Raw genomic sequence first — 21,486 nt, 5'->3', positions numbered from 1 at the left:
ACCATGGCGTCCAGGAGGAATGCCCAGTGAATGCATCAACCTGGAAGCCCGCCGCAGCCGCCGCGCTGCTGGCGCTGACCGCATCGGTGGCGCAGGCCACCACGGCCGCCGAGCTGCTGGCCGGCTACGGCCGGCAGTCCGGCCAGGCACCACAGGCCGCGCGCGGCCAGCAGCTTTTCTCCCAGCGCCATGGCGGCGAGTGGAGCTGCGCCTCTTGCCACGGCATGCCGCCCTCGCGTGAGGGCGAGCATGCCGCCACCGGCCGGCGCATCGCCCCGCTGGCCCCGGCCTTCAACCCGCGCCGCTTCACCGACGAGGCCAAGGTCGAGAAATGGTTCAGGCGCAACTGCCGCGACGTGCTCGCGCGCGAATGCACCAGTGCCGAGAAGGCCGACGTGCTGGCCTGGCTGATGAGCGTGCAACCATGAGCGCCACCACCACGATCCGGCTGCGCATCGCGGCGCTGTCGGGCCTGCTGCTGCCCGCGGCCGTGCTGGCCGACGACCACCGCGGCGTGCCGCTGCTGCCCGCCTACCGCCAGGAATGCGGCAGCTGCCACGTGGCCTACCCGCCGGGGATGCTGCCCGCGGCCTCGTGGCAGCGCGCCGCCGTGAAAAGCCGCTCCAACTGCGCGGCCTGCCACCAGCGGGCCGAGGAAGGAAACTTCAGTGAACGCTTCATCCGTATCCCGCGCTGAAGGCGCGGCCGCCAAGCCGGGCGCGGACCGGACCTGGTGCGCAACCATGGGCCGCTGGCGGCGCTGCTGCTGGCCGCGGTGCTGGCCTTCTGGACCTGGCAGTGGCAGCAGGCGCCGCAAGGGGCCGCCCTGGAGCAGGGCCGCGCGCACGCGACGCGCTCTCACCATGGCGGCGATGACGACTGAAGCCGCCGCGCCGCTCAGGCGGGGTACCTTCGGGCCGAATTCCTGTTTCTTGGGCAACGACGGAGACTGACACCGCATGCGCATCCTGTTGGCGGAAGACGACCCCCTGCTGGGCGATGGGCTGCAGGCCGGGCTGGGCCAGCTCGGCTTCCAGGTGGACTGGGTGCGCGACGGCGTGGCCGCCGAGCGCGAGCTGCGCGCCGGCGTGCATGCCGCGGCGGTGCTGGACCTGGGGCTGCCGCGCCTGGACGGGCTGGACGTGCTGGCCGCGGTGCGCCGCGCCGGCGTGCACCTGCCGGTGCTGGTGCTCACCGCGCGCGACGCCGTGCCCGAGCGCGTGCGCGGCCTGGATGCCGGCGCCGACGACTACGTGGTCAAGCCGGTGGACCTGCAGGAGCTCGCGGCGCGGCTGCGCGCGCTGGTGCGCCGCGCCGCCGGCCAGCCCCAGGAGCGGCTGCAGGCGCAGGGCGTGGTGCTCGATGCCGCCACGCGCACGGTGACGCTGGACGGCGCGCCGGTGACGCTGTCCACGCGCGAGTTCGACCTGCTGCACGCGCTGATGCTGGGCAACGGCCGGGTGCTGTCGCGCGAGCAGCTGGAGCAGCAGCTCTACCGCTGGGGCCAGGAGGTCGAGAGCAACACGGTGGAGGTGCACATCCACCACCTGCGCCGCAAGCTCGGCGCCGGGCTGATCCAGACCGTGCGCGGCGTGGGCTACCGCCTGGCGCCGCAGCCCGCGCCCTGACATGCGGCCGCTGGCTTCGCTGCAGGCGCGGTTGCTGGCGCTGGTGCTGGGACTGGCCGCGGCGGTGTGGCTGGCCACGGCCGCACTGACCTGGAGCGACGTGCACCACGAGCTCGACGAGATGTTCGACGCCCACCTGGCGCAGACCGCGGCGCTGCTGCTGTCGCAGGCGCATGACGCCGACGAGGACGACGAGGTGGACCTGCCCGCGTTGCACCGCTACGCGCCGCGGGTGGCCATCCAGGTCTGGCTCGACGACACGCTGTGGGTGCGCTCGGCCCAGGCGCCGCGCGAGCCGCTGGGCGGTCCGCGCTTCACCCCCGGCTTCAGCGACCAAGCCTTCGACGGCACGCATTGGCGCGTGTTCTCCACCGAGGGCGAGGTGCCGGGCCTGCGGGTCTACGTGGCCGAGCAGGACGACTCGCGCCGGGACATCCTCTGGGCCCTGCTGCGCGGCATGCTATGGCCGGTGCTGCTGGCGCTGCCGCTGATGGCGGCCGGCCTGTGGTGGGCGGTGCGCCGCGGCCTGACGCCGCTGCGCGACATGCGCGCGGCCATCGCCGCGCGCGACCCGCGCGCGCTGCAGCCGCTGGTGCTGCCCGGCACGGCGCTGCCCAGCGAGATGGCGCCCATGCTGCTGGCGCTGAACCGGCTGTTCGAGCGCATCGCGCAGCTCATGGACGCCGAGCGTCGCTTCACGGCCGATGCCGCGCACGAGCTGCGCACGCCCATCGCGGCCATCCGCACCCAGGCGCAGGTGGCGCTGGGCGCGCAGGAGGAAGGCCCGCGCCGCCACGCGCTGCAGGCGGTGCTGCAGGGCTGCGAGCGCGCCACGCGGCTGGTGGAGCAGCTGCTCACGCTGTCGCGCCTGGAGGCCGAAGGCGCGCCGGCGCTGCAGCCCGTGGCGCTGGACGAGCTGGCGCGCGAGGTGCTGGCCGACCTGGCGCCCGCGGCGCTGGACCAAGGCCAGGAGCTGGAGCTCGACGCCGCGCCGGGCTGCCGCGTGCGCGCCGAGCCCACGCTGGCGGCCGTGCTGCTGCGCAACCTGGTGGACAACGCCATCCGCTACAGCCCGCCGGGCGCACGGGTGCAGGTCACGCTGGCGCGTGGCAAAGGGGGCGGCGCGCGGCTGTGCGTGGAGGACAGCGGCCCGGGCCTGGACGAGGCGCAGCGCGCGCGGCTGGGCGAGCGCTTCTTCCGCGTGCTGGGCAGCGGCGCCAGCGGCAGCGGGCTGGGCTGGTCCATCGTGCGCCGCATCGCCGCGGCGCATGGCGCGCAGGTCGAAGTGGCACGTTCGGAAACGCTGGGCGGGCTGCGGGTACGGGTGGACTGGCCGGCGTGAAGGCGGGGACCGGGCCGCCGACGCCGGGCGTGCGCCCTCCGGCCTGTCGCAGTCCCTCACCGCACGGCGCTGCGCCGGCGCAGCACCGTGCCCACGATGGCCAGCCCGGCCAGCATCAGCGCCGGCGTGGCGGGCTCGGGCACCGGCGTGGCGAGGTAGTGGCCGCGGTTACCCGTGCCGAGGATCTGGCCGCGGTCATTGAGGGCCAACGCGGAACGCAACTCCCCGTTGCGGGCACCGGCCGGCACGAGCAGGTCGTTGAGGTCCAGCAGGCGGCCGTCCCGATACAGCGCCGGCCGGTGGCCGCTCCAGTCCGGGGCCGTGAGGGTGCCGGTCACCCAGCCCTTGCGGTTGATGTCCACGGCCTCGAAGCTGCCGGCCGGGCCGATGCGCGTGTAGGCGCCGTCGCTGTAGAGATAGGACGACACGTTGCGGCCGGTGAGGTCCGCCCTGTCGGTCAGCCGGACCAGCACCTGGCCGGCATTGTTGAAGTCGATGCCCCGCAGGACGGCGCGCTCCTGCGGCATCGGCGCGTCCTGGAGCAGCGGCAGCAGCGTGATCCGCCCGTCCTCGTAGAGGAAGGGCCGCGTGATGCCGGTGCGCGCATCGAAGGCCGTGCCCAGCATCTGGCCGCGGTCATTGAGCCGCTCCAGGCTGTAGCCCTCGGGAAGGTCCAGGAAGCGGGTTCGGGTGCCGTCGTAAATGAACGGCCGGGAGAAGGCCTCCTGGAGGCTCGGGCCGGCCACGCCCAGCACCTGGCCGGCGCTGTTGATGTCGAGCCCCTGGGCATAGCGGCCGCCCGGCGGCGTCGGTATCTCGACCATCTCTGCGCGGCGATACAGGAAGGGGCGCCAGGCGCCGCTGCCCTGCGACGCCGCGATGCCGGTGAGCTCGCCCCGGTCGTTGATGGCGCGAGCGATGGCCCAGGGCCCGTCCAGCGCGCCCAGCAGCTTCGTGGTGCCATGGTGGACCAGGAAGGGCTGGCCCGGCCGGCCCGCGTCCTCCTGCAGCGAACCGAACACGGTGCCCTCGTTGTTGAGGCCGACCGAGCCCCACATCCTTCCGCTGGGCCATTGGCTGGAGAGGTTCTGGACCCGGTACTGCGGCTGCGCGGCCTGGGCCGCCAGCCCCGCGGACATCGCCAGGGCCAGGGCCGCCAGACGAACGTGGAGGTTTTTCATGCAAGACCTTTGGGAAGGAAAGGCGCGGCCGGTGCCGACCTGGTTGCCGAGCCGCAGGGAAAAACCGGGAAAGACGGTGCCCGCGCCAGTGCAAATCAGGCCGCGCGCCGCCGCAGCGCGACGCCGATCAGGCCGATCCCGGCACCCAGCAGCAACGCCGTGGCAGGCTCGGGCACCGGCGTGGCGATGAAGCTGCCCAGGCTGCCCCGGCCCAATATCCGGCCGCGCGCGTCGATGGCATAGGAATTCCAGAAGGTCCATTTGCCGGCATCGGCGGGCCGCACCAACCGGTCGAGATATTCAAATTCGCCGTCCCTGAATACCGCGATGCGGTCGGGCGGAGGCTCGATTTCTTCCGAACTCAGGCTGCCCACCGCCCAGCCTTTTTCATTCATGTCCACGCCGAAGAACAGGTTGGGGCCAAACTGCGTGTATTGGCCCTGGCCGTAGACGAAAGTGAGATCCACGGAGTCGCGGCCAGCCCGGCTGAGAATGGTGAACAGGGCCTGCCCGGCGTTGTTCAGCGCCAGGGGAAAATAACGGATGCTGTCCCTGTCCGAGGGGACATCGGGCAGCGGCGGCAGCAGCGTGAAATCACCGTTCCGGTAAATGGCGAGCCGGCTCTCGCCACTGGCGCCATCTTCGACCACGCTGAATATCTCACCCTTGTCATTGAGAACGGCGAGGCGCGCGGAGGGCAAGGTGCCGGTGTCCAGGAAACGGCTGCCGCGGCTGTCGTGGACGAAATAGGCTCCCGCCGTGCCGGAAGTCCGGGCCCAGCCCAGAATCTGGCCCGCATCGTTGATGTCCTGCACCGTGGCGCTGCCGGCGATGGCGCCCGCGGGCAATGGAATTGGGTTCACCCGCCCGTCGCGGTAAATGAAGGGCGCGGAGCCGTCGCCGCCATTCATGCCGTAGGCATTGATGATCAATTGGCCCCGGTTGTTGAGATCGACGGGCACGCTGAATCGGCCGCCCAGGGTGCCCAGCGAGCGGTATTGGTCTTTTTCGCGAATAAAAGTTCCTGAAAAGCCGGAGGGCTGGTCGTAGACGCTGCCGTAAATAGTGCCGAGGTCATTCATGCCGCCAAGGATATGGGGAATGCCTACGACCGGCGCAATGGCATCGATCCGGTATTTCGGCAGCGCAGCCTCGACGGCCAAGGGCTGAAAACCTTGAATCACAAGAGCGGCCAAGCTCCACGACAAGAATCTCATGCGGCACTCCTCGGCCCGCTCGCTGGGCGGGGTGGCCAGCTCTCTATGATTCGAAGGCGCCGCAAGTTACTCCCGTGCTTGGCCTCGTCGGCGTATTCAGACGTAAGCGGCGGCTCGATTCGCTAAACCAGGCGCAGCCCCTGCCCTAATCCCGGCATGCCCGCCCCGGGAAACTCCCCATTTGGGGCTTGGTGGGCACGCGAACTGCTGTATTGCACCGCAGTAATTCGAGTGCCTTGATGTCGTTGCACCCGCTGGAAACACCCTTGCCGCCGCACGAGCAGTCGCGTGCGGACCTGTACGCCCTGCTGGCGCGGCTGCTGCTGGCGCCGCCCGATGACGAGTTGCTGCACAACCTCGCGCAGGCTCCGGCGCTGGACGGCGCCGCGCTGCCGGATGAGGAGCGCACGCCGCTGGCACGGGCCTGGGATGCGCTGCGCCAGGCCGCGCGCGGCGAGGGCGACGCGATCCGCGAGCGCTTCGACGCGCTGTTCACCAGCGCCGGCCAGCCCCTGCTCAATCCCTATGCCAGCCTGTACCTGGCCGGCTTCCTGATGGAGACGCCGCTGGCCGAACTGCGCCGCACGCTGGCCGTGCTGGGCCTGCGCCGCCGCGCCGGCGTGGGCGAGCCCGAGGACCACCTGGGCGCGCTGTGCGAGGTGATGCGCGTGCTGATCACCGGCGCACCGGGCCTGCCGCGGCGCACACCGGCCGAGCAGCACGCCTTTTTCGCTGCCCACATCGCGCCCTGGGCCGGGCGTTGCCTGGACGACATCGCCGTGGCCGATGCCGGCGGCTTCTACGCCGCACTGGCCGATTTCATGCGCGCCTTCCTGGAGCTGGAAGCGCAGGCCTTCGAGCTGGAGGGCAGCGAAGCCGCCCCGGCCTGAGCGCCGGCGCTTGTCTTGCCCCCCGATCCACCGCCTTCAACCCGATACGGAGCCGTCATGCCCTTGCGTCTTCCCCGCCGAAACCTGCTGGCCGCCGCGGCCTGCACGCCGGTGGCCGCCGTGGCCGCGCTGCGCGGCCGCGAGGCGCCGCCCGCGCCGGCCGCGCCCGTGGCCGAGGCCCAGCCGCCGCGGCCCGCCACCTACCACGAGACCGAGCACACGCGCCGCTACTACCGCAGCGCCGCCCGGCTGTAGGCCGCCCCGCGGCCGTCATCACAAACAGGGAAGTACCGATGTCCAGCCTGCTCATGCGCAAGACCGCCGCCGTCGCCAAGACCCGGCTGACGCGGCGCAGCCTGCTGGTGCGCGCGGGCCTGACGGCCGGCGCCACCGGGTTGCTGGCGCGACCGATCGCCAACCGGTTCATCGAGCCTGCCGTTGCCGCCGAGCCCAAGCCGCCGGCGAATTCGCCCGTCGAGATCAAGCACACCGTGTGCAGCCACTGCTCGGTGGGTTGCTCGGTGGAGGCGGTGGTGCAGAACGGTGTGTGGATTCGCCAGGACGCCGCCTTCGACTCGCCCATCAACATGGGCGCGCACTGCGCCAAGGGCGCCTCGGTGCGCGAGCACGGCCACGGCGAGCACCGGCTGCGCTACCCGATGAAGCTCGTGGACGGCAAGTACCAGCGCATCTCCTGGGACCAGGCCATCACCGAGGTCGGCGACCGGCTGCTGAAGGTGCGCGAGCAGGCCGGGCCCGACGCCGTGTTCTGGATCGGCAGCTCCAAGCACAACAACGAGCAGTCCTACCTGCTGCGCAAGTTCGTGTCGATGTGGGGCACCAACAACTGCGACCACCAGGCGCGCATCTGCCACTCCACCACCGTGGCCGGCGTGGCCCAGACCTTCGGCTACGGGGCCATGACCAACAGCTTCAACGACCTGCACCACAGCAAGGCCGTGCTGTTCATCGGCTCCAACCCCTCCGAGGCGCACCCGATCTCCATGCTGCACTTCCTGCATGCCAAGGAACTGGGCGCCAAGATGATCGTGGTCGATCCGCGCTTCACGCGCACCGCGCGCTTCGCCCACCACTACGTGCGCATCCGCCCCGGCACCGACATCGCCTTCGTGTGGGGCCTGCTGTGGCACATCTTCGCCAACGGCTGGGAGGACCGGGCCTACATCGAGGCGCGCACCTACGGCATGGATGCCGTGCGCAAGGAGGTGCAGAAGTGGACGCCGGACCGCGTCAGCGAGGTCACCGGCGTGCCCGAGGCCTCGGTGCGCGAGGCGGCGGAAATGCTCGCGCGCAACAAGCCCTCTTCGGTGGTGTGGTGCATGGGCATCACGCAGCACCACGTGGGCACGGCCAACGTGCGCGCCCTGTCGATCCTGCAACTGGTGCTGGGCAACATCGGCGTGCCCGGCGGCGGGGCCAACATCTACCGCGGCCACGACAACGTGCAGGGCGCCACCGACGTCGGCCCCAACCCCGACTCGCTGCCGGGCTACTACGGCCTGGCCGAGCCCGCGTGGAAGCACTTCTGCACCGTCTGGGGCGTGGACTACGAATGGCTCAAGGGCCGCTACGCCTCCAAGGCGCTGATGGAAAAGCCCGGCATGACGGTGTCGCGCTGGTTCGACGGCGTGCTGGAGAAGGCCGAGTACATGGACCAGCCCAGCCCGCTGCGCGCCGTCGTGTACTGGGGCCACGCGCCCAACAGCCAGACGCGGCTGCCCGACATGCGCGCGGCCATGCAGAAGCTCGACCTGCTGGTGGTGATCGACCCGTACCCGACCATGACCGCCGCCATGCACGGGCGCCGCGACGGCGTGTACCTGCTGCCCGCGTGCACGCAGTTCGAGACGCAGGGCTCGTGCACCGCGTCCAACCGCAGCGTGCAGTGGCGCGAGCGCGTGATCATGCCGATCTTCGAGAGCAAGACCGACCACGAGATCATGTACCTCTTCGCCCGGAAGTTCGGCTTCGCCGAGCAGCTGGTGAAGAACATCAAGGTGGTCAACAACGAGCCGGTGATCGAGGACATCCTGCGCGAGATCAACCGCAGCGTCTGGACCATCGGCTACACGGGCTGCTCGCCGGAGCGGCTGAAGTTGCACATGCAACACAAGGCCGACTTCGACCCGACCACGCTGCGCGCCGATTCCGGCCCGTGCAAGGGCGACTACTACGGCCTGCCCTGGCCCTGCTGGGGCACGCCGGAGATGAAGCACCCGGGCACGCCCATCCTCTACGACCTCAGCAAGTCCGTGGCCGAGGGCGGCATGCCCTTCCGCGCCAACTGGGGCGTGGAGCACCAGGGCCAGAGCCTGCTGGCGGCCGACGGCTCCTCCAACCGCGACAGCCAACTCGACACCGGCTACCCCGAGTTCGACCACGTGTTCCTGAAGAAGCTGGGCTGGTGGAGCGAGCTCACGCCCGTCGAGCAGGCCGCGGCCGAGGGCAAGAACTGGAAGACCGACCTCTCGGGCGGGATCATCCGCGTGGCCATCGCGCATGGTTGCGCGCCCTACGGCAACGCCCGCGCGCGGGCGCAGGTGTGGAACTTCCCCGACCCGGTGCCGGTGCACCGCGAGCCGCTGATGACGCCGCGCCCGGACCTGCTGGCCAAGTACCCGACCTTCGAGGACCGGGCCACGTTCTGGCGGCTGCCCACGCTCTACAAGTCGGTGCAGTCCGCGCGCGACTACAGCAAGGATTTTCCATTGATCATGACTTCCGGCCGCCTGGTCGAGTACGAAGGGGGCGGCGACGAGACGCGCTCCAACCCCTGGCTGGCCGAGCTGCAGCAGGCGATGTTCGTGGAGATCAGCCCCTTCGATGCCGGGCGCATCGGCGTCAAGACCGGCGAGTTCGTCTGGGTCGAGACGCCCACCGGCGCGCGGCTGAAGGTGCACGCGATGGTCACGCCGCGCGTGGGGCAGGGCGTGGTGTGGATGCCCTACCACTTCGGCGGCTGGTGGATGGGCGAGGACCTGGGCAAGCACTACCCCGAAGGCGCCGCGCCCATCGTGCGCGGCGAGGCCGCCAACACCGGCTGGACCTACGGTTACGACGCCGTGACCATGATGCAGGAGACCAAGGTGTCGCTGTGCCGGTTGCGCCGCTACGCATGAGCCAGAGATGAGGGCTCAACAACTCTGCGTTCGGGCTGAGCCCGTCGAAGTCCTGGGGCCGGGCTGGTCCGCAGGCCCTTCGACAAGCCCGGGGCGAACGGCAAACGGACCGAAAGGAGCGCCGCCATGGCCGCGCGCATGAAATTCATCTGCGACACGGAGCGCTGCATCGACTGCAACGGCTGCGTGACCGCCTGCAAGAACGAGCACGAGACGCCCTGGGGCGTGAACCGGCGCCGCGTGGTGACCATCGGCGACGGCGCGCCGGGCGAGCACTACATGTCGGTGGCGTGCATGCACTGCACCAACGCGCCGTGCATGGCGGTGTGCCCGGTGGACTGCTTCTATCACACGGCCGACGGCGTGGTGCTGCACGACAAGGACCTGTGCATCGGCTGCGGCTACTGCTCGCTGGCCTGCCCCTTCGGGGCGCCGCAGTTCCCGTCCACCGGCGCCTTCAACCACCGCGGCAAGATGGACAAGTGCACCTTCTGCAACGGCGGCCCGCAGCCCGACGCCAGCGAGGCCGAGTTCCAGCAGTACGGGCGCAACCGCATCGCCGAAGGCAAGCTGCCGCTGTGCGCCGAGATGTGCGGCACCAAGGCGCTGCTGGGCGGCGACGCCAACATCATTGCCCTGATCTACAAGCAGCGCGTGGACACGCGCGGCTACGGGCCGGAGCTCTGGGGCTGGGACATCGCCTACGACCGCGGCGCGCGGCAGGCGCCGGCCAAGGCCGCGCCGCCGGCCGGGAGCGGCAACGCCGGGACGGATGCCAACGGCAACGGCCATGACAACGGCGCCCCGGCCGCCGGCCAGCCGGCGACCAAGGGGCCCGACGGCGTCATCCACGACAACAGCGCCACCGGCCAGGGCCCGCGCACGAACCAGCTGCCCGGCAGTTTCCAGAACAACCCGCGGCGGCTGCCGACGTGAGGACGGTTTTACGTGGCTGCAGGAGCAACTTTCGTCATATCGGTGGCGGGGCACCGGTGTCCGGGACTCTGGCTGGACGTTGGCCGTGAGCCGCAACGCTCCGCTCACTACTCCGTCATCCCCGCGCAGGCGGGGACCCAGGCGGTCCCCCTGCCAGCCGTGAGCAGAGTGGGAAGGCGCCCATCGACCTTCTTGTGGCGCTGCGCCGTCGCTCGCGCTCTGACGTGGGGCCGCCTGGGTTCCCGCCTGCGCGGGAATGACGAAGTGGTAGGCGAAGCCCACCAGCTTGCGGCCGACGTACTGCGGGTCTTTGGCCAAACGGCATTGAAGGACGGCAGGCACGGCATTGGCTGCTTGCCGGCGAACCCCGCCTGAGGACCCGCCCATGAAGAAAGCCTTGCTGCTCGTGCTTGCCCCGCTGCTGCTGGCGGGCTGCCTGGAGGTCGAGCAGAACCCGCCCTACCGCGAGGGCCGCTACGACGGCAAGACCGACGACCTGCCGCAGCAGCTGCGCTTCAGCGGCGACCGGCTGGCCTGGAACGCGGCCATCGACAACCGCAACCGGCACCAGAACGAGTACGCGCGCATGCGCCCCTGAGCCGAAGTCCCCGATCCCTCCCTAGGAACCGCCATGTCCTTGCGCCGACTCCTCCTGTGGTTCTCCCCGTTCCTGCTGGCCGTGGCGCTGGCGCTGCTGACGCTGGTGCCCGCGCTGGCGGCGGTGCCGCACGAGAAGGCCGAGCCGGCCTACGCGGAGGAGCAGACCATCCTGCAGTCCGAACAGGGCCTGCCCGAGCCCGGGCGGGGCGACGCGGCTTCGGGGCGGCGGCACTTCGACCGCCACTTCATCAAGCCGCCGGGGCTCATGCCCGAGCAGGACGTGATCCTGCAGCGCGGCGGCAACACCTGGCGCGTGTGGCGCAACGGGCCGCTGGCCACGCTGGCCGGCACGGTGCTGCTGCTGGTGCCGCTGGGCATCTTCGGGCTGTACCGCGTGTTCGGGCCGCAGAAGATCGAAGGCGCCGAGACCGGGCGCGACATCCAGCGCTTCACGCGGCTGGACCGCTGGACGCACTGGGCCACCGCCATCACCTTCATCGTGCTGGCGCTCACCGGGCTGGTGGTCCTGTTCGGCAAGCAACTGCTGCTGCCGTGGATGGGGCACGCGCTGTTTTCCTGGCTCGCGATCATCAGCAAGTACGTGCACAACGTCGCCGGCCCGCTGTTCATCCTGTGCACGCTGGCGATGTTCTTCACCTACGTGCGGCGCAACCGCTTCGAGCGTGCCGACTGGCAGTGGCTCAAGGCCGGCGGCGGGCTGGTGTCGCATGCGCATGTGCCCGCGCCCTACTTCAACCTCGGCGAGAAGGTGTGGTTCTGGTTCGGCGTGACGCTCATGGGCCTGCTCATGGGCATCACCGGGCTGATGCTCAACTTCCCGTACTTTGCCGGCGACACGCCGGGGCCGGGCTTCACGCGTTACCTGCTGCAGGTGGCCAACATGCTGCACCTGCTGGGCGCGGCCTTCTACATCGCCTTCGCGATGGGCCACATCTACCTCGGCACGCTGGGCAGCCCCGGCGCCTACCGCGGCATGCGCCACGGCACGGTGGACGAGGCCTGGGTGCGCACGCACCACGAGCTGTGGTGGCGGCAGATCGTGGCGCGCGAGCGCGGCACGGGAGGCCGGCGATGAGCGCGTTGCCCGCTCAACCGCGCCGCGGCATCAGCCTGGCCGGCGCCGCGTTGCTGGCGGCGCTGCTGGCCGCGGGCTGCGACCGCGGCCCGAAGGTCGAGGACGGCGTGGTCCAGACCAAGTTCCCCGGGCAGGTCAGCGCCGGCGGCGGCACCAGCGGCGAGGTCATTGCGCAGAGCGGCGGCAAGCAGACGGCGCCGCCCGCGGGCACGCCCGGCATTCCACAGGGCGCGGAGGGCAACGTCGGCGGGGCGCGCATGGGCGGCACCGGGGGCGAGCGGGTTTCCGGCGGCCTGCCGGCGGGCGAGGGCCCGCAGAAGGCGGCCTCCGCCACGGCCGACCCCGGCGCCTCGGGTGTCGTGCCGCCGGGCGTGTCGGCCTCGGCGGCGACGTCCTCGGGCGGCGCCGTGGGCGGCATGTCCAACGTGCCGGGCGCGGTGGCCGGGGCCTCGTCGGGCGCGGCGGCGGGCGGCTCGAACCCGGCGAGCTCGCCGGGCTCGCAATGAAGGAGTCGGTGATGCATCGCAGCGAGTTCCGCACCCGGGCCGCGTCGCTGGCGCTGGGCCTGGCGGCGCTGACGGCGCAGGCCGCGCTGCCCGCGCCCACGCCGGAGCAGCAGGCCGCGGCGGCGGCCAAGGCGGCGCAGGCGGCCTCGGCCGCGGCGCTGGAGAAGCAGCAGCTGGAGGCCTCGATGGACCGCCTGTCGCAGCGCTGGCGCCAGCGCGCCGCGGCGCAGGGCTGGCCCGTGAACGCGCCCACGCCGGTGGCCGCGGCCCAGGTGGGCACCTCCGGCGGCTCGGGCTCGGCGCAGGTGCCGGGGCAGGGCAATCCGCACAGCGCGCCCGGCACCCCGGCGGCGGGCGCCGCCTCGGCACCGCCGGTGCCCATCCGCAGCGAGAAGCTGGGCACCGCGCCGCCCAGCGAGGACGTCAAGAAACCGAAGACGCCGCTGGCGCGGTGAGGCCTGCCTTTTCCCTCACCCCGCCTTCCTCAGCTGAAACTCCACCTCGAAGGCCGTGCCGCGCCCGGGCTCGCTGCGCACGCGGATGGAGCCGCCCATCAGCGCCACGGTTTCGCGCGCGATGGCCAGGCCCAGGCCGCTGCCGCCGTGGCGGCGCGTGCTGGAGGAGTCGGCCTGCTCGAAGGGCGCGAACAGCCGCTCCACCTGCGCCGCGGACATGCCGCAGCCGGTGTCGCTGACGACCAGGCGCACCAGCGCGCTGAGCTCGTCCTCGCGCAGGCAGCGCAGGTGCAGCCGCACCTCGCCGTGGTCGGTGAACTTCAGCGCGTTGTGCAGCAGGTGGAACAGCATCTGGCGCAGCCGCCGCGCATCGGCGTGGAAGAGGCGGTCCAGCGCCGGATCGCCCTCGACCTCCAGCAGCAGCGGCTTGCCCTGCGCCAGCGGCCGCATCTCCTGCAGCAGCGCCGCCACCAGCTGCGCGAAGTTGAAGGGTTGCGGATGCAGCGCCAGGGCGCCGGCCTGCATGCTGGCCACGTCCAGCAGCTCCTCGATCAGCGTCACCAGCCGCGCGGAGGACTCCAGCGCCGTGCCGGTGTAGTGCTGCTGCGGCGGCGTGAGCTCGGTGCCCTGCAGCAGCTGCAGCATGCCCATCACGCCGTTGAGCGGCGTGCGCAGCTCATGGCTGATGCTGGAGAGGAAGCGCGACTTGGCTTCGCTGGCCTCCTCGGCCGCGACGCGGGCCAGCTGCAGCTCCTCGGCCTGCTGCTGCAGGTGGCGCGTCTGACGTTCGAGCTGCTGCACGAGGTCGCGCGCCGCATGCACGCCACGGCGCACCCGCTCGCGCAGGCGCTGCGTCACCAGCCCGGTGAGCGACAGGTACAGCCCCGCGAGGTACATCACCACCGCCATGCCGATCCGGTCGCCCCACGGCACCGCCGACCCCCGCGCGCCGGCCCAGGCCGCGTAGGCCAGGTAGGCCAGCGCCACGACGTGGTTGAAGTAGAGCGCGCGCCGGAAGCCGTAACCAACCTGGTCGGCCACGCGCACCAGCAGCACCGCGGCGAACAGGGTGTGGTCGGTCTCGACATGGTGCAGGTTGACCAGCCACACCAGCAGGTCCAGGTGCAGGAACAGCAGCCCCAGGTCAAGGCGGCCGGTGCGGCCATGCCAGCGCCACAGCACGCCCCAGCTCGCCAGGCAGTAGCCCACGTTGAGCAGCACCACGCGCCACAGTGCCGGGTCCTCCAGCGGCCGGCCCAGGCGCAGCTCGTTGAGCCCCAGGATCAGGCTCAGGATGAAGAAGCCCGCAGCCCGCATGGCCGGGATCTGGCGCACGTGCAGCCGCCGCTGCGAGGCCTGGCGCAGGCGGCGCAGCTGCGCCTCGTCCACCGTGAACGTCGCGCTGTCGAGCAGCCCGAGGCCCTCCTTGGAACCCATCCCTCTCCCCTGTTTCCGTATTGGCAGGAAGGCTGGCCCAGGCACCGCGCCTTCGGCACGGCCCGCCAAGCCCGTCCTGAAAACCGGCTTCTCCCGGCTCCGAAGGAACGGTGACACAGGACACTGCGCCCACACGTGACGAAATGCCCCGAAGGCCGCATCCCGCGCGCATAAAGCGTGTTCGGCTGATACGGCACAAACACAAAGCGGCTTTAGTGTTGCAAGCGTAACTCTGAGTATCAAAAGGAGGTCGGATCATGAATCACCGTCGTGCCATCACCGCCGCGCTGCTGGGGGGCGCCTTGCCGCTGGCGCAGGCAGCGCGCGCCGGGAGCGCGGCGCCGTCGCGGCGCGGCCCGGCACTGCTCACGCTCAGCGGGCCGGCGCTCACCCGCGCCAACCGCGGCGCGCTGGACCCGGCGCTGGAGCGGCTTTTCGTCAAGCACCAGGTGAGCTTTGCGCGTGCCTTCGAATTCGACGCGGCGGCGCTGCAGGCGCTGCCGGCGGTGGAGATCCGTCCCACGCTGGAGTACGACGAGCAGCCGCACCGCCTGGCCGGCCCGCTGCTGGAGCAGGTGCTGGCCGCCGCGGGCGTGGCGCCGGACGCGCCCGTGCAGCTCACGCTGCGTGCGCTCGACGGCTACGCGGTGCAGGTGGCGCTGGCCGACGCGCGGCGCTGGCGCATGGTGCTGGCGACGCAGCTCGACGGCCGGCCGCTGGCGCTGGGCGGCCTGGGTCCGCAATGGGCGGTGCTCGACGCCGACCGCCTGCCCGCCTTCCGCGACAAGCCGGTCAAGGAGCGTTTCAGCCTCTGTCCCTGGGGGCTGTACCACGTGGAGGCGAGGGCGGGCTGAGCGAAGACAGGGTGAGGCACGCGCGTTGCCGCACCCCGGCACACGCGCCTTCCGATTCCCATGGAATTCCGCTTCTACGCCGAGCTGGGCGACTTCCTGCCGCCGGGGCGGCGCGGCCGGGCCTTCGAGCACGCGGTGGCGCCGCACGAGAACGCCAAGCACGCCATCGAGGCCCTGGGCGTGCCGCACACCGAGGTGGCGCTGCTGCTGGTCAACGGCCGGCCCGCGCCGCTGGAGAGCTTTTTGCAGCCGGGCGACCGCGTCGCCGTGCTGCCGGCGCTGCGGCGGCTCGCGCCCGAAGTGCCTGCCGGCGGCAGGCGCTTCATCGCCGACGCGCACCTGGGCCGCCTGGCGCGCTACCTGCGCTTCGCCGGGCTGGACACGCTCTGGCACAACGCCTGGGACGACGCCGAGCTGGTGGCGCTGGCCGCGGACGAGGACCGCATCGTGCTGACCCGCGACCGCGCGCTGCTGATGCACCGCCACGTGCACGCCGGCGGCTGGCTGCGCGACGACGACCCGCTGGCGCAGCTGGCCGACGTGGCGCGGCGCTGGTCGCTGCCGCTGCACGAGCCTGGCCCCAGCCGCTGCCTGGAGTGCAACGCCGTGCCTGTGCCGGTGCCCAAGGCCGAGGTGGCCGAGCGCCTGCTGCCCAACACCCGCGCCAGCTTCGAGCAGTTCTGGCGCTGCCCGGGTTGCCAGCGCATCTTCTGGCGCGGTTCGCATTGGCGGCGCATGCACGAGGCGGTGCGCGGGGTGGCAGCGACGCTGGCGTCGTTGCGTCCCGTCAGCGTCCGGTAGGACTGCGCACCCAGCCGCCCGTGGGCCCGGCCGCTGCCGCGGCCCCCCATGTACGATCCCCGCCAGCGCGTGCCCTGCACGCGCCGCGATGTCAATACGCGCCCGCTCATGCAAGCGGCGCCGGAATGCAGAGGGGACAGGGGATGAACGAGGCGGCGTGGCGGCGGCTGCTGAGCCAGATCCGCGACGGCATGGTGGTGCCGGTGGTGGGGCCGCAGCTCCTGGTGGGCCGGGACGGCGAACCCTCGCTGCAGGCGCGCGTGGCCCGGCGACTGCTGCAGATGCACGAGGGCGAGCCGGGCGCGGAAGACCCCGACGCGCCGCTGCCGCCGCTGCGCGAGCTGCACGAGGCCGTCTCGCGCCTGAAGCCTCACGCCAGCCTGCAGGACCTCTACGGCGACGTGCATGCCGCGCTGCAGGAGCTCACCGCCGGCGACGACGAGGCGGTGGTGCCGCCGCCGCTGCGGCAGCTGGCGCAGATCAGCGACTTCCGGCTGCTGGTCACGCTCACGCCCGACGACCTGCTCGCGCGCAGCCTGCGCCGCCGCTGCGCCGTCAACGAGATCGTGCACTCGCCGCGGCTGCCCACCAGCGAGGGCCGCGACCTGCTTCCCGACTGGCTCAACCGTCCCGGCGAGGTGCACCTGCTCTACCTGTTCGGCAAGTCGCGCCCGGCGCCGATGTTCGCGCTGCACGACGAGGACGTGCTGGAGTACGCGCACAACCTCATCGCCCGCGGCGGCCACGTGCCCGGCGCCTTCCTGGGCGAGCTGCAGGAGCGCAGCCTGTTGCTGCTGGGCTGCAGCTTCCCCGACTGGCTGGGCCGCTTCTTCCTGCGCGTGACCAACAAGAGCCGGCTGTCCGAGAAGGCCAAGCGCGAGTGGCTGATCGAGGAGCCGCAGCCCGAGGCGGCGCTCACCGGCTTCCTGCGCAGCTACAGCCGCGACACCGAGGTGCTGTCGCAGGTGCCGCCGGCGCAGTTCGTGGCCGAGCTGCACCGGCGCTGGAGCGCCGAGCAGGCGGCGCGTCCCGCCGCCGCTGCTGCGGGCACGCCGGCTGGGGCCGCGCCGCCGCCGCGGCCGCTGTTCTTCATCAGCTACTCGCGCGCTACCGACCTGCCGCGCGCGCAGGCGCTGTTCGAGGCGCTGCTCAAGGTCGGCGTGGCCGAGGGCGAAATCTGGTTCGACCGCCGGAACATCGAGCCGGGCCACGACTTCGCGCAGCGCATCGAGGACGGCATCCGCGGCTGCCGCTACTTCCTGCCGCTGCTCTCGGAGGCCGCGCTGGCGCGCGAGGAGGCCTTCGTGTTCCGCGAGTGGCGCGCCGCCGACGACCGCCGCCAGGGCATGAACCGGCCCTTCCTGTTCCCGGTGATCGTGGACGAGGACTACGAGCCCGAGCGCTACGGCGTCGATCCGGTGCGCGCCTGGGCGCCGCTGGACTTCGGCCACGCGCCGGACGGCGTGCCCGACGGGCGGCTGATGTCGCGTCTCAAGGCCCTGGTGCGCGAGGCGCGCCGTCCGGAGGTCGCGCATGGGTCCGCTTGAGGCCATGCCGGACGCGGCCGCGCCCACGGCCGGCGCCCAGGGCGGCACTTCCACGGCGGTCGCCCTGGACCGCGAGCATCCCTGGCCGGGCCTGGCCGCCTACGACGAGGCTTCGCGCGACTTCTTCCACGGCCGCGACGAGGAGGCGGCCGAGCTGCTGCGCCTGATCCGCCTGGCGCCGCTGACGGTGCTCTACGGCAAGTCCGGGCTGGGCAAGAGCTCGCTGCTGCAGGCCGGCGTGTTCCCGGCGCTGCGCGCCGAGCACCACCTGCCCGTCTACGTGCGCGTGGACTTCTCGCCCCAGGCGCCGTGTCCGCCGCTGGAGCAGGTGGCGCGGCGGCTGGAGGAGGAGATTGCGCGGGTCGGCGCCGAGGCGCCGCCGCGCGCGCCGGGCGAGGAGCTGTGGACCTGGCTGCACCGGCGCGACCTGGAGATCTGGAGCAGCGACAACTTCCTGCTCACGCCGGTGCTGGTGTTCGACCAGTTCGAGGAGCTGTTCTCGCGCGGCGGCGCCGGGCGCGAGCGCATCGGCCGCGTGTTCGATGCGCTGGCCGACCTGATCGAGAACCGCATTCCGGCCGAGGTGTGTGAGGGCGAGGGCGCGCGCGAGGCGCTGCGCGCGCTGGACCTGGGCTCGCAGCGCTACCGCGTGGTGCTGTCCTTCCGCGAGGATTTCCTGCCCGAGATCGAGTCCTGGAAGGACCGCGTGCCCTCGCTGCTGCGCAACCGGCTGCGGCTGCTGCCGATGTCGCGGCGCCAGGCCGTGGCCGCCACCGAGCGCGCCGGCGCGGCGGTGCTGGCACCGGGCGTGGCGGCGCGCATCGTGGACTTCGTGGCCCAGAGCGAGGACGGCGTGGCGAACGCGCCGGGCGCCGCGCCGGAGCAGGCCGAGGTGGAGCCGGTGCTGCTGAGCCTGTGCTGCACCCAGCTCAACCAGCGCCGCGCGCCGGGGGCGCGGGTGGACGCGGCGCTGCTGGCCAGCGCCGGGCAGGACATCCTGCAGAGCTTTCACGACGAGGCGCTGGCCGGGCTGGCCGAGCGCGTGCCGCGCTTCATCGAGACGCACCTGATCCAGGGCGACCGCTACCGCGGCAGCTTTCCGCGCGACGAGGCGCTGCAGCGCGGCCACCTCACGATCGAGGAGCTGGCGGCGCTGACCGAGCGGCACCGGCTGCTGCGCATCGAGCAGCAGCAGGGCGTGGCGCGCATCGAGCTGATCCACGACCGGCTGGTGGGCATCGTGGCGCGCTCGCGCGACGCACGGCTGGCGCGCGACCGCGAGCTGCAGCGCGAGCACGAGCGCCAGCACGAGGAGGCGCAGCGCCTGGCGCAGCTGGAGCGCCGGCGCCGCGAGCAGGCCGAGCGCAGCCGCGCGCACGTGGCGCGCATGCGCAACGGCCTGGTGGTGCTCACCGCGCTGCTGTGCGTGCTGCTGGGCTTCGCGCTGTGGGCCTTCGAGGAGGCGCAGAAGCAGCAGCACGCGGCGCAGGACAGCAGCCGCCACGCCACCACGCTGCGCCTGGCCGCCGAGGCGCAGGCCATGCTCGGCGGCTCGCGCGTCGAGGGCGACGAGCGCGCGCTGCTGCAGCTGCTGGCGGCCCAGCGCCTGGTGCCCGGCGCGGTGGACGGCGCGCTGCTGCATGCGCTGCTGCACGAGCCCGGGCTGCTCAAGATCACCCATGTCGCGGCGCCGCTGCGCGCGCTGGCGGTGAGCCCCGACGGCACGCGCATCGCCACCGCCTGCGACGACCACACCGTGCAGCTGTGGGACGCCGCCAGCGGCCGCCCGGCGGGCGCGCCGCTGATCGGGCACCTGGGCCGCGTCAGCAGCGTGGCCTTCAGCCCGGACGGGCGCCGCCTGGTGTCGGGCAGCGACGACCACACGCTGCGGCTGTGGGACCTGGCCAGCGGCCGGCCGCTGGGCGGCGCGCTGCAGGCGCACCAGGGCCCGGTGCTGGGCGTGGCTTTCAGCCCGGATGGGCGCCAAGTCGTCTCCGCCAGCGCCGACCGCAGCCTGCGGCGCTGGGATGCCGCCGGCGGCCAGCCGCTGGGCGAGCCGCTGCTGGGCCACGCCGGCGCCGTGACCGCCGTGGCCTTCAGCCCGGACGGCAGGCAGCTGGTCTCGGCCGGGGCCGACCGCACGCTGCGGCGCTGGGACGCCACCACCGGCGCCGCCGTGGGCGCGCCGCTGGAGGGGCACGCCGACGTGGTCAACGCCCTGGCCTTCAGCCCGGACGGCGCGCGGCTGGCCTCGGCCAGCGAGGACGCGAGTGTGCGGCTGTGGGACGGCCGCACCGGCCGGGCGCTGGGCGAGCCGCTGCACGGCCACCTGGGCGGCGTGTCGGCGCTGGCCTTCAGCCCGGACGGCACCCGGCTGATCTCCGCCGGTGCGGATGACGCGCTGCGGCTGTGGGACGTGCGCGAGGCCCGGCCGCTGGGCCAGGCGCTGGAGGGGCACAAGGAGCGCATCACGGCCGTGGCCTACAGCGCGGATGGCCGGCAGCTGTTCTCCACCGGCCTGGACGCCAGCCTGCGCTGGTGGCGGGCCGACGCGCCGGTGGCGCCGGACGTGCTGATGCAGGCGCGGCTGGGCGAGGTCCGCGGCATCGACCCGGCCCGGCGCCGCGACGCCAGCATTGCCGGCGTGCAGGCCTACAGCCTGCAGCCCTGGATCGACTCGGGCGACCTCCCGCCCGGCGCCAAGCTGCCGCCCGGCGGCCTGGTGCTGGCCCTGGCCTGGAGCCCGGACGGCACGCGCCTGGTCACCGGCCATGGCGACCACGCGCTGCGGCTGTGGGACGCCGCCACCGGCCAGCCGCTGGGTGGGCCGCTGCACGGGCACGAGGAGCGCGTCACCAGCGTCGCCTTCAGCCCGGACGGCCGCCTCATCGTCTCGGGCAGCGCCGACCGCACGCTGCGGCGCTGGGACGCCGCCACCGGGCAGCCGCTGGGCGCACCGCTGGCCCGGCACCGCGACCGCATCGCCGGCGTGGCCTTCAGCCCGGACGGCCGGCGCATCGCCTCGGCGGGCCATGACGGCCTGGTGCGGCTGTGGGATGCCGCCACCGGGCAGGCCGTGGGCGCGCCGCTGGAGAGCGGCACCCCCGAGCTCTGGAGCGTGGCCTGGAGCCCCGACGGGCGGCAGCTGGTGGCCGGCGACGGCGAGGGCCGCGTGCACTGGTGGGACGCCGCCACGGGCCGGGGGCTGCGCGCGGCGCCGCACGGCCACAAGGATCGCGTGATGGCGCTGGCTTTCAGCCGTGACGGCACGCGGCTGGCCTCCGCGGGCTGGGACCGCACGCTGCGCCTGTGGGACAGCGCCACCGGCCAGCCGCTGGGCGAGCCGCTGCAGGGCCACAAGGGCCCGGTGCTGCGGGTGGTGTTCCGGCCTGACGGGCAGCGGCTGGTGTCGGGCAGCTGGGACGGCAAGCTGCGGCTGTGGGAAACCGCCACGGGGCGCCCGGTGGGCGTGCCGCTGGAGGGCCAGCAGGGCCCGGTGGCGGGGCTGGCCTTCAGCCCGGACGGGGAGCGCATCGCTGCCATGGGTGGCCTGGACGCCACGCCGCGCCTGTGGCCCGCGCCCAGCGTCTGGCCCCGGCAGCTGTGCTCGCGGCTCACGCGCAACATGAGCGCACGGGAGTGGCGCGAGTGGGTGTCGCCGGAAATGCCCTATGTGTGCCAGTGCCCGGGGCTGCCGGTGACGGTGGAGGAGGCGGGCGGGCACGAGTCGCCGCCGGCCTGCGCACCGGTGCAGGCGGCGGCCGTGTCGGCGCGCCCGTAACGGCGCTGGCCGCCAGCCCCGGAACGGCGTGATCGGATGCCCAGAATGCAGGCTTGCATCACCCAGTCTCACCCT

Annotated in this window: 19 protein-coding genes and 1 pseudogene; 17 read left to right on the top strand and 3 right to left on the bottom strand. The window is 72.7% G+C overall.

Going from position 1 to position 21,486, the window contains the following annotated elements; all coding sequences use genetic code 11:
* Positions 1-26: 26 nt before the first annotated feature.
* The 5 genes from HHL10_RS13115 to HHL10_RS13095 all read left to right on the top strand — a co-directional run bounded on the left by HHL10_RS13115 (position 27) and on the right by HHL10_RS13095 (position 2,970).
* On the top strand, positions 27-428 hold the full coding sequence (locus HHL10_RS13115; RefSeq protein WP_169160804.1) for a DUF1924 domain-containing protein: 402 nt from the start codon (positions 27-29) through the stop codon (positions 426-428).
* A complete protein-coding gene (locus HHL10_RS13110; protein WP_169160803.1) occupies positions 425-697 on the top strand; it encodes a hypothetical protein in 273 nt (90 codons plus the stop codon). The genes HHL10_RS13115 and HHL10_RS13110 overlap by 4 nt, the downstream gene beginning before the upstream one ends.
* A gap of 36 nt (positions 698-733) precedes the next feature.
* Positions 734-883 carry a hypothetical protein gene (locus HHL10_RS30185; protein WP_205833019.1) on the top strand — a complete coding sequence of 50 codons (150 nt, stop codon included), beginning with the start codon at positions 734-736 and terminating at the stop codon, positions 881-883.
* Between the two features lie 76 nt (positions 884-959).
* A complete protein-coding gene (locus HHL10_RS13100) occupies positions 960-1,628 on the top strand; it encodes a winged helix-turn-helix domain-containing protein (protein WP_169160802.1) in 669 nt (222 codons plus the stop codon).
* Between the two features lies 1 nt (position 1,629).
* Positions 1,630-2,970, top strand: a complete 1,341-nt coding sequence (locus HHL10_RS13095) for an ATP-binding protein (protein WP_169160801.1) — start codon at positions 1,630-1,632, stop codon at positions 2,968-2,970.
* Between the two features lie 56 nt (positions 2,971-3,026).
* Here the strand turns inward: HHL10_RS13095 and HHL10_RS30180 are convergent, their stop codons facing one another.
* On the bottom strand, positions 3,027-4,151 hold the full coding sequence (locus HHL10_RS30180) for a PEP-CTERM sorting domain-containing protein (protein ID WP_235971402.1): 1,125 nt from the start codon (positions 4,149-4,151) through the stop codon (positions 3,027-3,029).
* Positions 4,152-4,246: 95 nt separating this feature from the next.
* The gene (locus tag HHL10_RS13085; RefSeq protein WP_205833018.1) at positions 4,247-5,368 is read right to left on the bottom strand and encodes a PEP-CTERM sorting domain-containing protein; all 1,122 of its coding nucleotides are present in this window, start codon (positions 5,366-5,368) and stop codon (positions 4,247-4,249) included.
* A gap of 239 nt (positions 5,369-5,607) precedes the next feature.
* On the opposite strand from HHL10_RS13085, the gene HHL10_RS13080 reads away from it, so the two are divergent.
* The 8 genes and pseudogenes from HHL10_RS13080 to HHL10_RS13045 all read left to right on the top strand — a co-directional run bounded on the left by HHL10_RS13080 (position 5,608) and on the right by HHL10_RS13045 (position 12,991).
* Complete coding sequence (locus tag HHL10_RS13080; protein WP_169160800.1) at positions 5,608-6,258, top strand: TorD/DmsD family molecular chaperone; 651 nt, start codon at positions 5,608-5,610, stop codon at positions 6,256-6,258.
* Positions 6,259-6,315: 57 nt separating this feature from the next.
* On the top strand, positions 6,316-6,513 hold the full coding sequence (locus tag HHL10_RS13075; protein WP_169160799.1) for a formate dehydrogenase: 198 nt from the start codon (positions 6,316-6,318) through the stop codon (positions 6,511-6,513).
* A gap of 38 nt (positions 6,514-6,551) precedes the next feature.
* On the top strand, positions 6,552-9,398 hold the full coding sequence (locus HHL10_RS13070) for a formate dehydrogenase subunit alpha (protein ID WP_169160798.1): 2,847 nt from the start codon (positions 6,552-6,554) through the stop codon (positions 9,396-9,398).
* A gap of 138 nt (positions 9,399-9,536) precedes the next feature.
* Positions 9,537-10,151 (top strand): annotated as a pseudogene (gene fdh3B / locus HHL10_RS13065) (formate dehydrogenase FDH3 subunit beta); the annotation flags it as partial.
* A gap of 568 nt (positions 10,152-10,719) precedes the next feature.
* A complete protein-coding gene (locus tag HHL10_RS13060) occupies positions 10,720-10,932 on the top strand; it encodes a hypothetical protein (protein ID WP_169160797.1) in 213 nt (70 codons plus the stop codon).
* Positions 10,933-10,965: 33 nt separating this feature from the next.
* Positions 10,966-12,030, top strand: coding sequence for a formate dehydrogenase subunit gamma (locus tag HHL10_RS13055; RefSeq protein ID WP_169160796.1), 1,065 nt, complete (start codon positions 10,966-10,968; stop codon positions 12,028-12,030).
* Positions 12,027-12,536, top strand: coding sequence for a hypothetical protein (locus HHL10_RS13050; RefSeq protein ID WP_169160795.1), 510 nt, complete (start codon positions 12,027-12,029; stop codon positions 12,534-12,536). Before HHL10_RS13055 ends, HHL10_RS13050 begins: the two co-directional genes overlap by 4 nt.
* 11 nt (positions 12,537-12,547) lie before the next feature.
* Positions 12,548-12,991 (top strand): hypothetical protein, encoded by a 444-nt coding sequence (locus HHL10_RS13045; protein ID WP_169160794.1) that lies wholly within the window; start codon positions 12,548-12,550, stop codon positions 12,989-12,991.
* 15 nt (positions 12,992-13,006) lie between these two features.
* Here the strand turns inward: HHL10_RS13045 and HHL10_RS13040 are convergent, their stop codons facing one another.
* Positions 13,007-14,428 carry a sensor histidine kinase gene (locus HHL10_RS13040; protein ID WP_169160793.1) on the bottom strand — a complete coding sequence of 474 codons (1,422 nt, stop codon included), beginning with the start codon at positions 14,426-14,428 and terminating at the stop codon, positions 13,007-13,009.
* A gap of 257 nt (positions 14,429-14,685) precedes the next feature.
* On the opposite strand from HHL10_RS13040, the gene HHL10_RS13035 reads away from it, so the two are divergent.
* The 4 genes from HHL10_RS13035 to HHL10_RS13020 all read left to right on the top strand — a co-directional run bounded on the left by HHL10_RS13035 (position 14,686) and on the right by HHL10_RS13020 (position 21,411).
* Complete coding sequence (locus HHL10_RS13035) at positions 14,686-15,282, top strand: putative pterin-binding protein (RefSeq protein WP_169160792.1); 597 nt, start codon at positions 14,686-14,688, stop codon at positions 15,280-15,282.
* A gap of 60 nt (positions 15,283-15,342) precedes the next feature.
* Positions 15,343-16,083, top strand: a complete 741-nt coding sequence (locus HHL10_RS13030) for a Mut7-C RNAse domain-containing protein (RefSeq protein ID WP_169160791.1) — start codon at positions 15,343-15,345, stop codon at positions 16,081-16,083.
* Positions 16,084-16,226: 143 nt separating this feature from the next.
* Positions 16,227-17,630 (top strand): toll/interleukin-1 receptor domain-containing protein, encoded by a 1,404-nt coding sequence (locus tag HHL10_RS13025; RefSeq protein ID WP_169160790.1) that lies wholly within the window; start codon positions 16,227-16,229, stop codon positions 17,628-17,630.
* Positions 17,617-21,411 carry a WD40 repeat domain-containing protein gene (locus HHL10_RS13020; RefSeq protein WP_169160789.1) on the top strand — a complete coding sequence of 1,265 codons (3,795 nt, stop codon included), beginning with the start codon at positions 17,617-17,619 and terminating at the stop codon, positions 21,409-21,411. The genes HHL10_RS13025 and HHL10_RS13020 overlap by 14 nt, the downstream gene beginning before the upstream one ends.
* Positions 21,412-21,486 lie beyond the last annotated feature (75 nt).

The organism is Azohydromonas caseinilytica (assembly GCF_012927045.1).
Taxonomy (GTDB): Bacteria; Pseudomonadota; Gammaproteobacteria; order Burkholderiales; family Burkholderiaceae_C; genus Azohydromonas; species Azohydromonas caseinilytica.
This window is presented reverse-complemented; position numbering and strand designations above follow the sequence as displayed.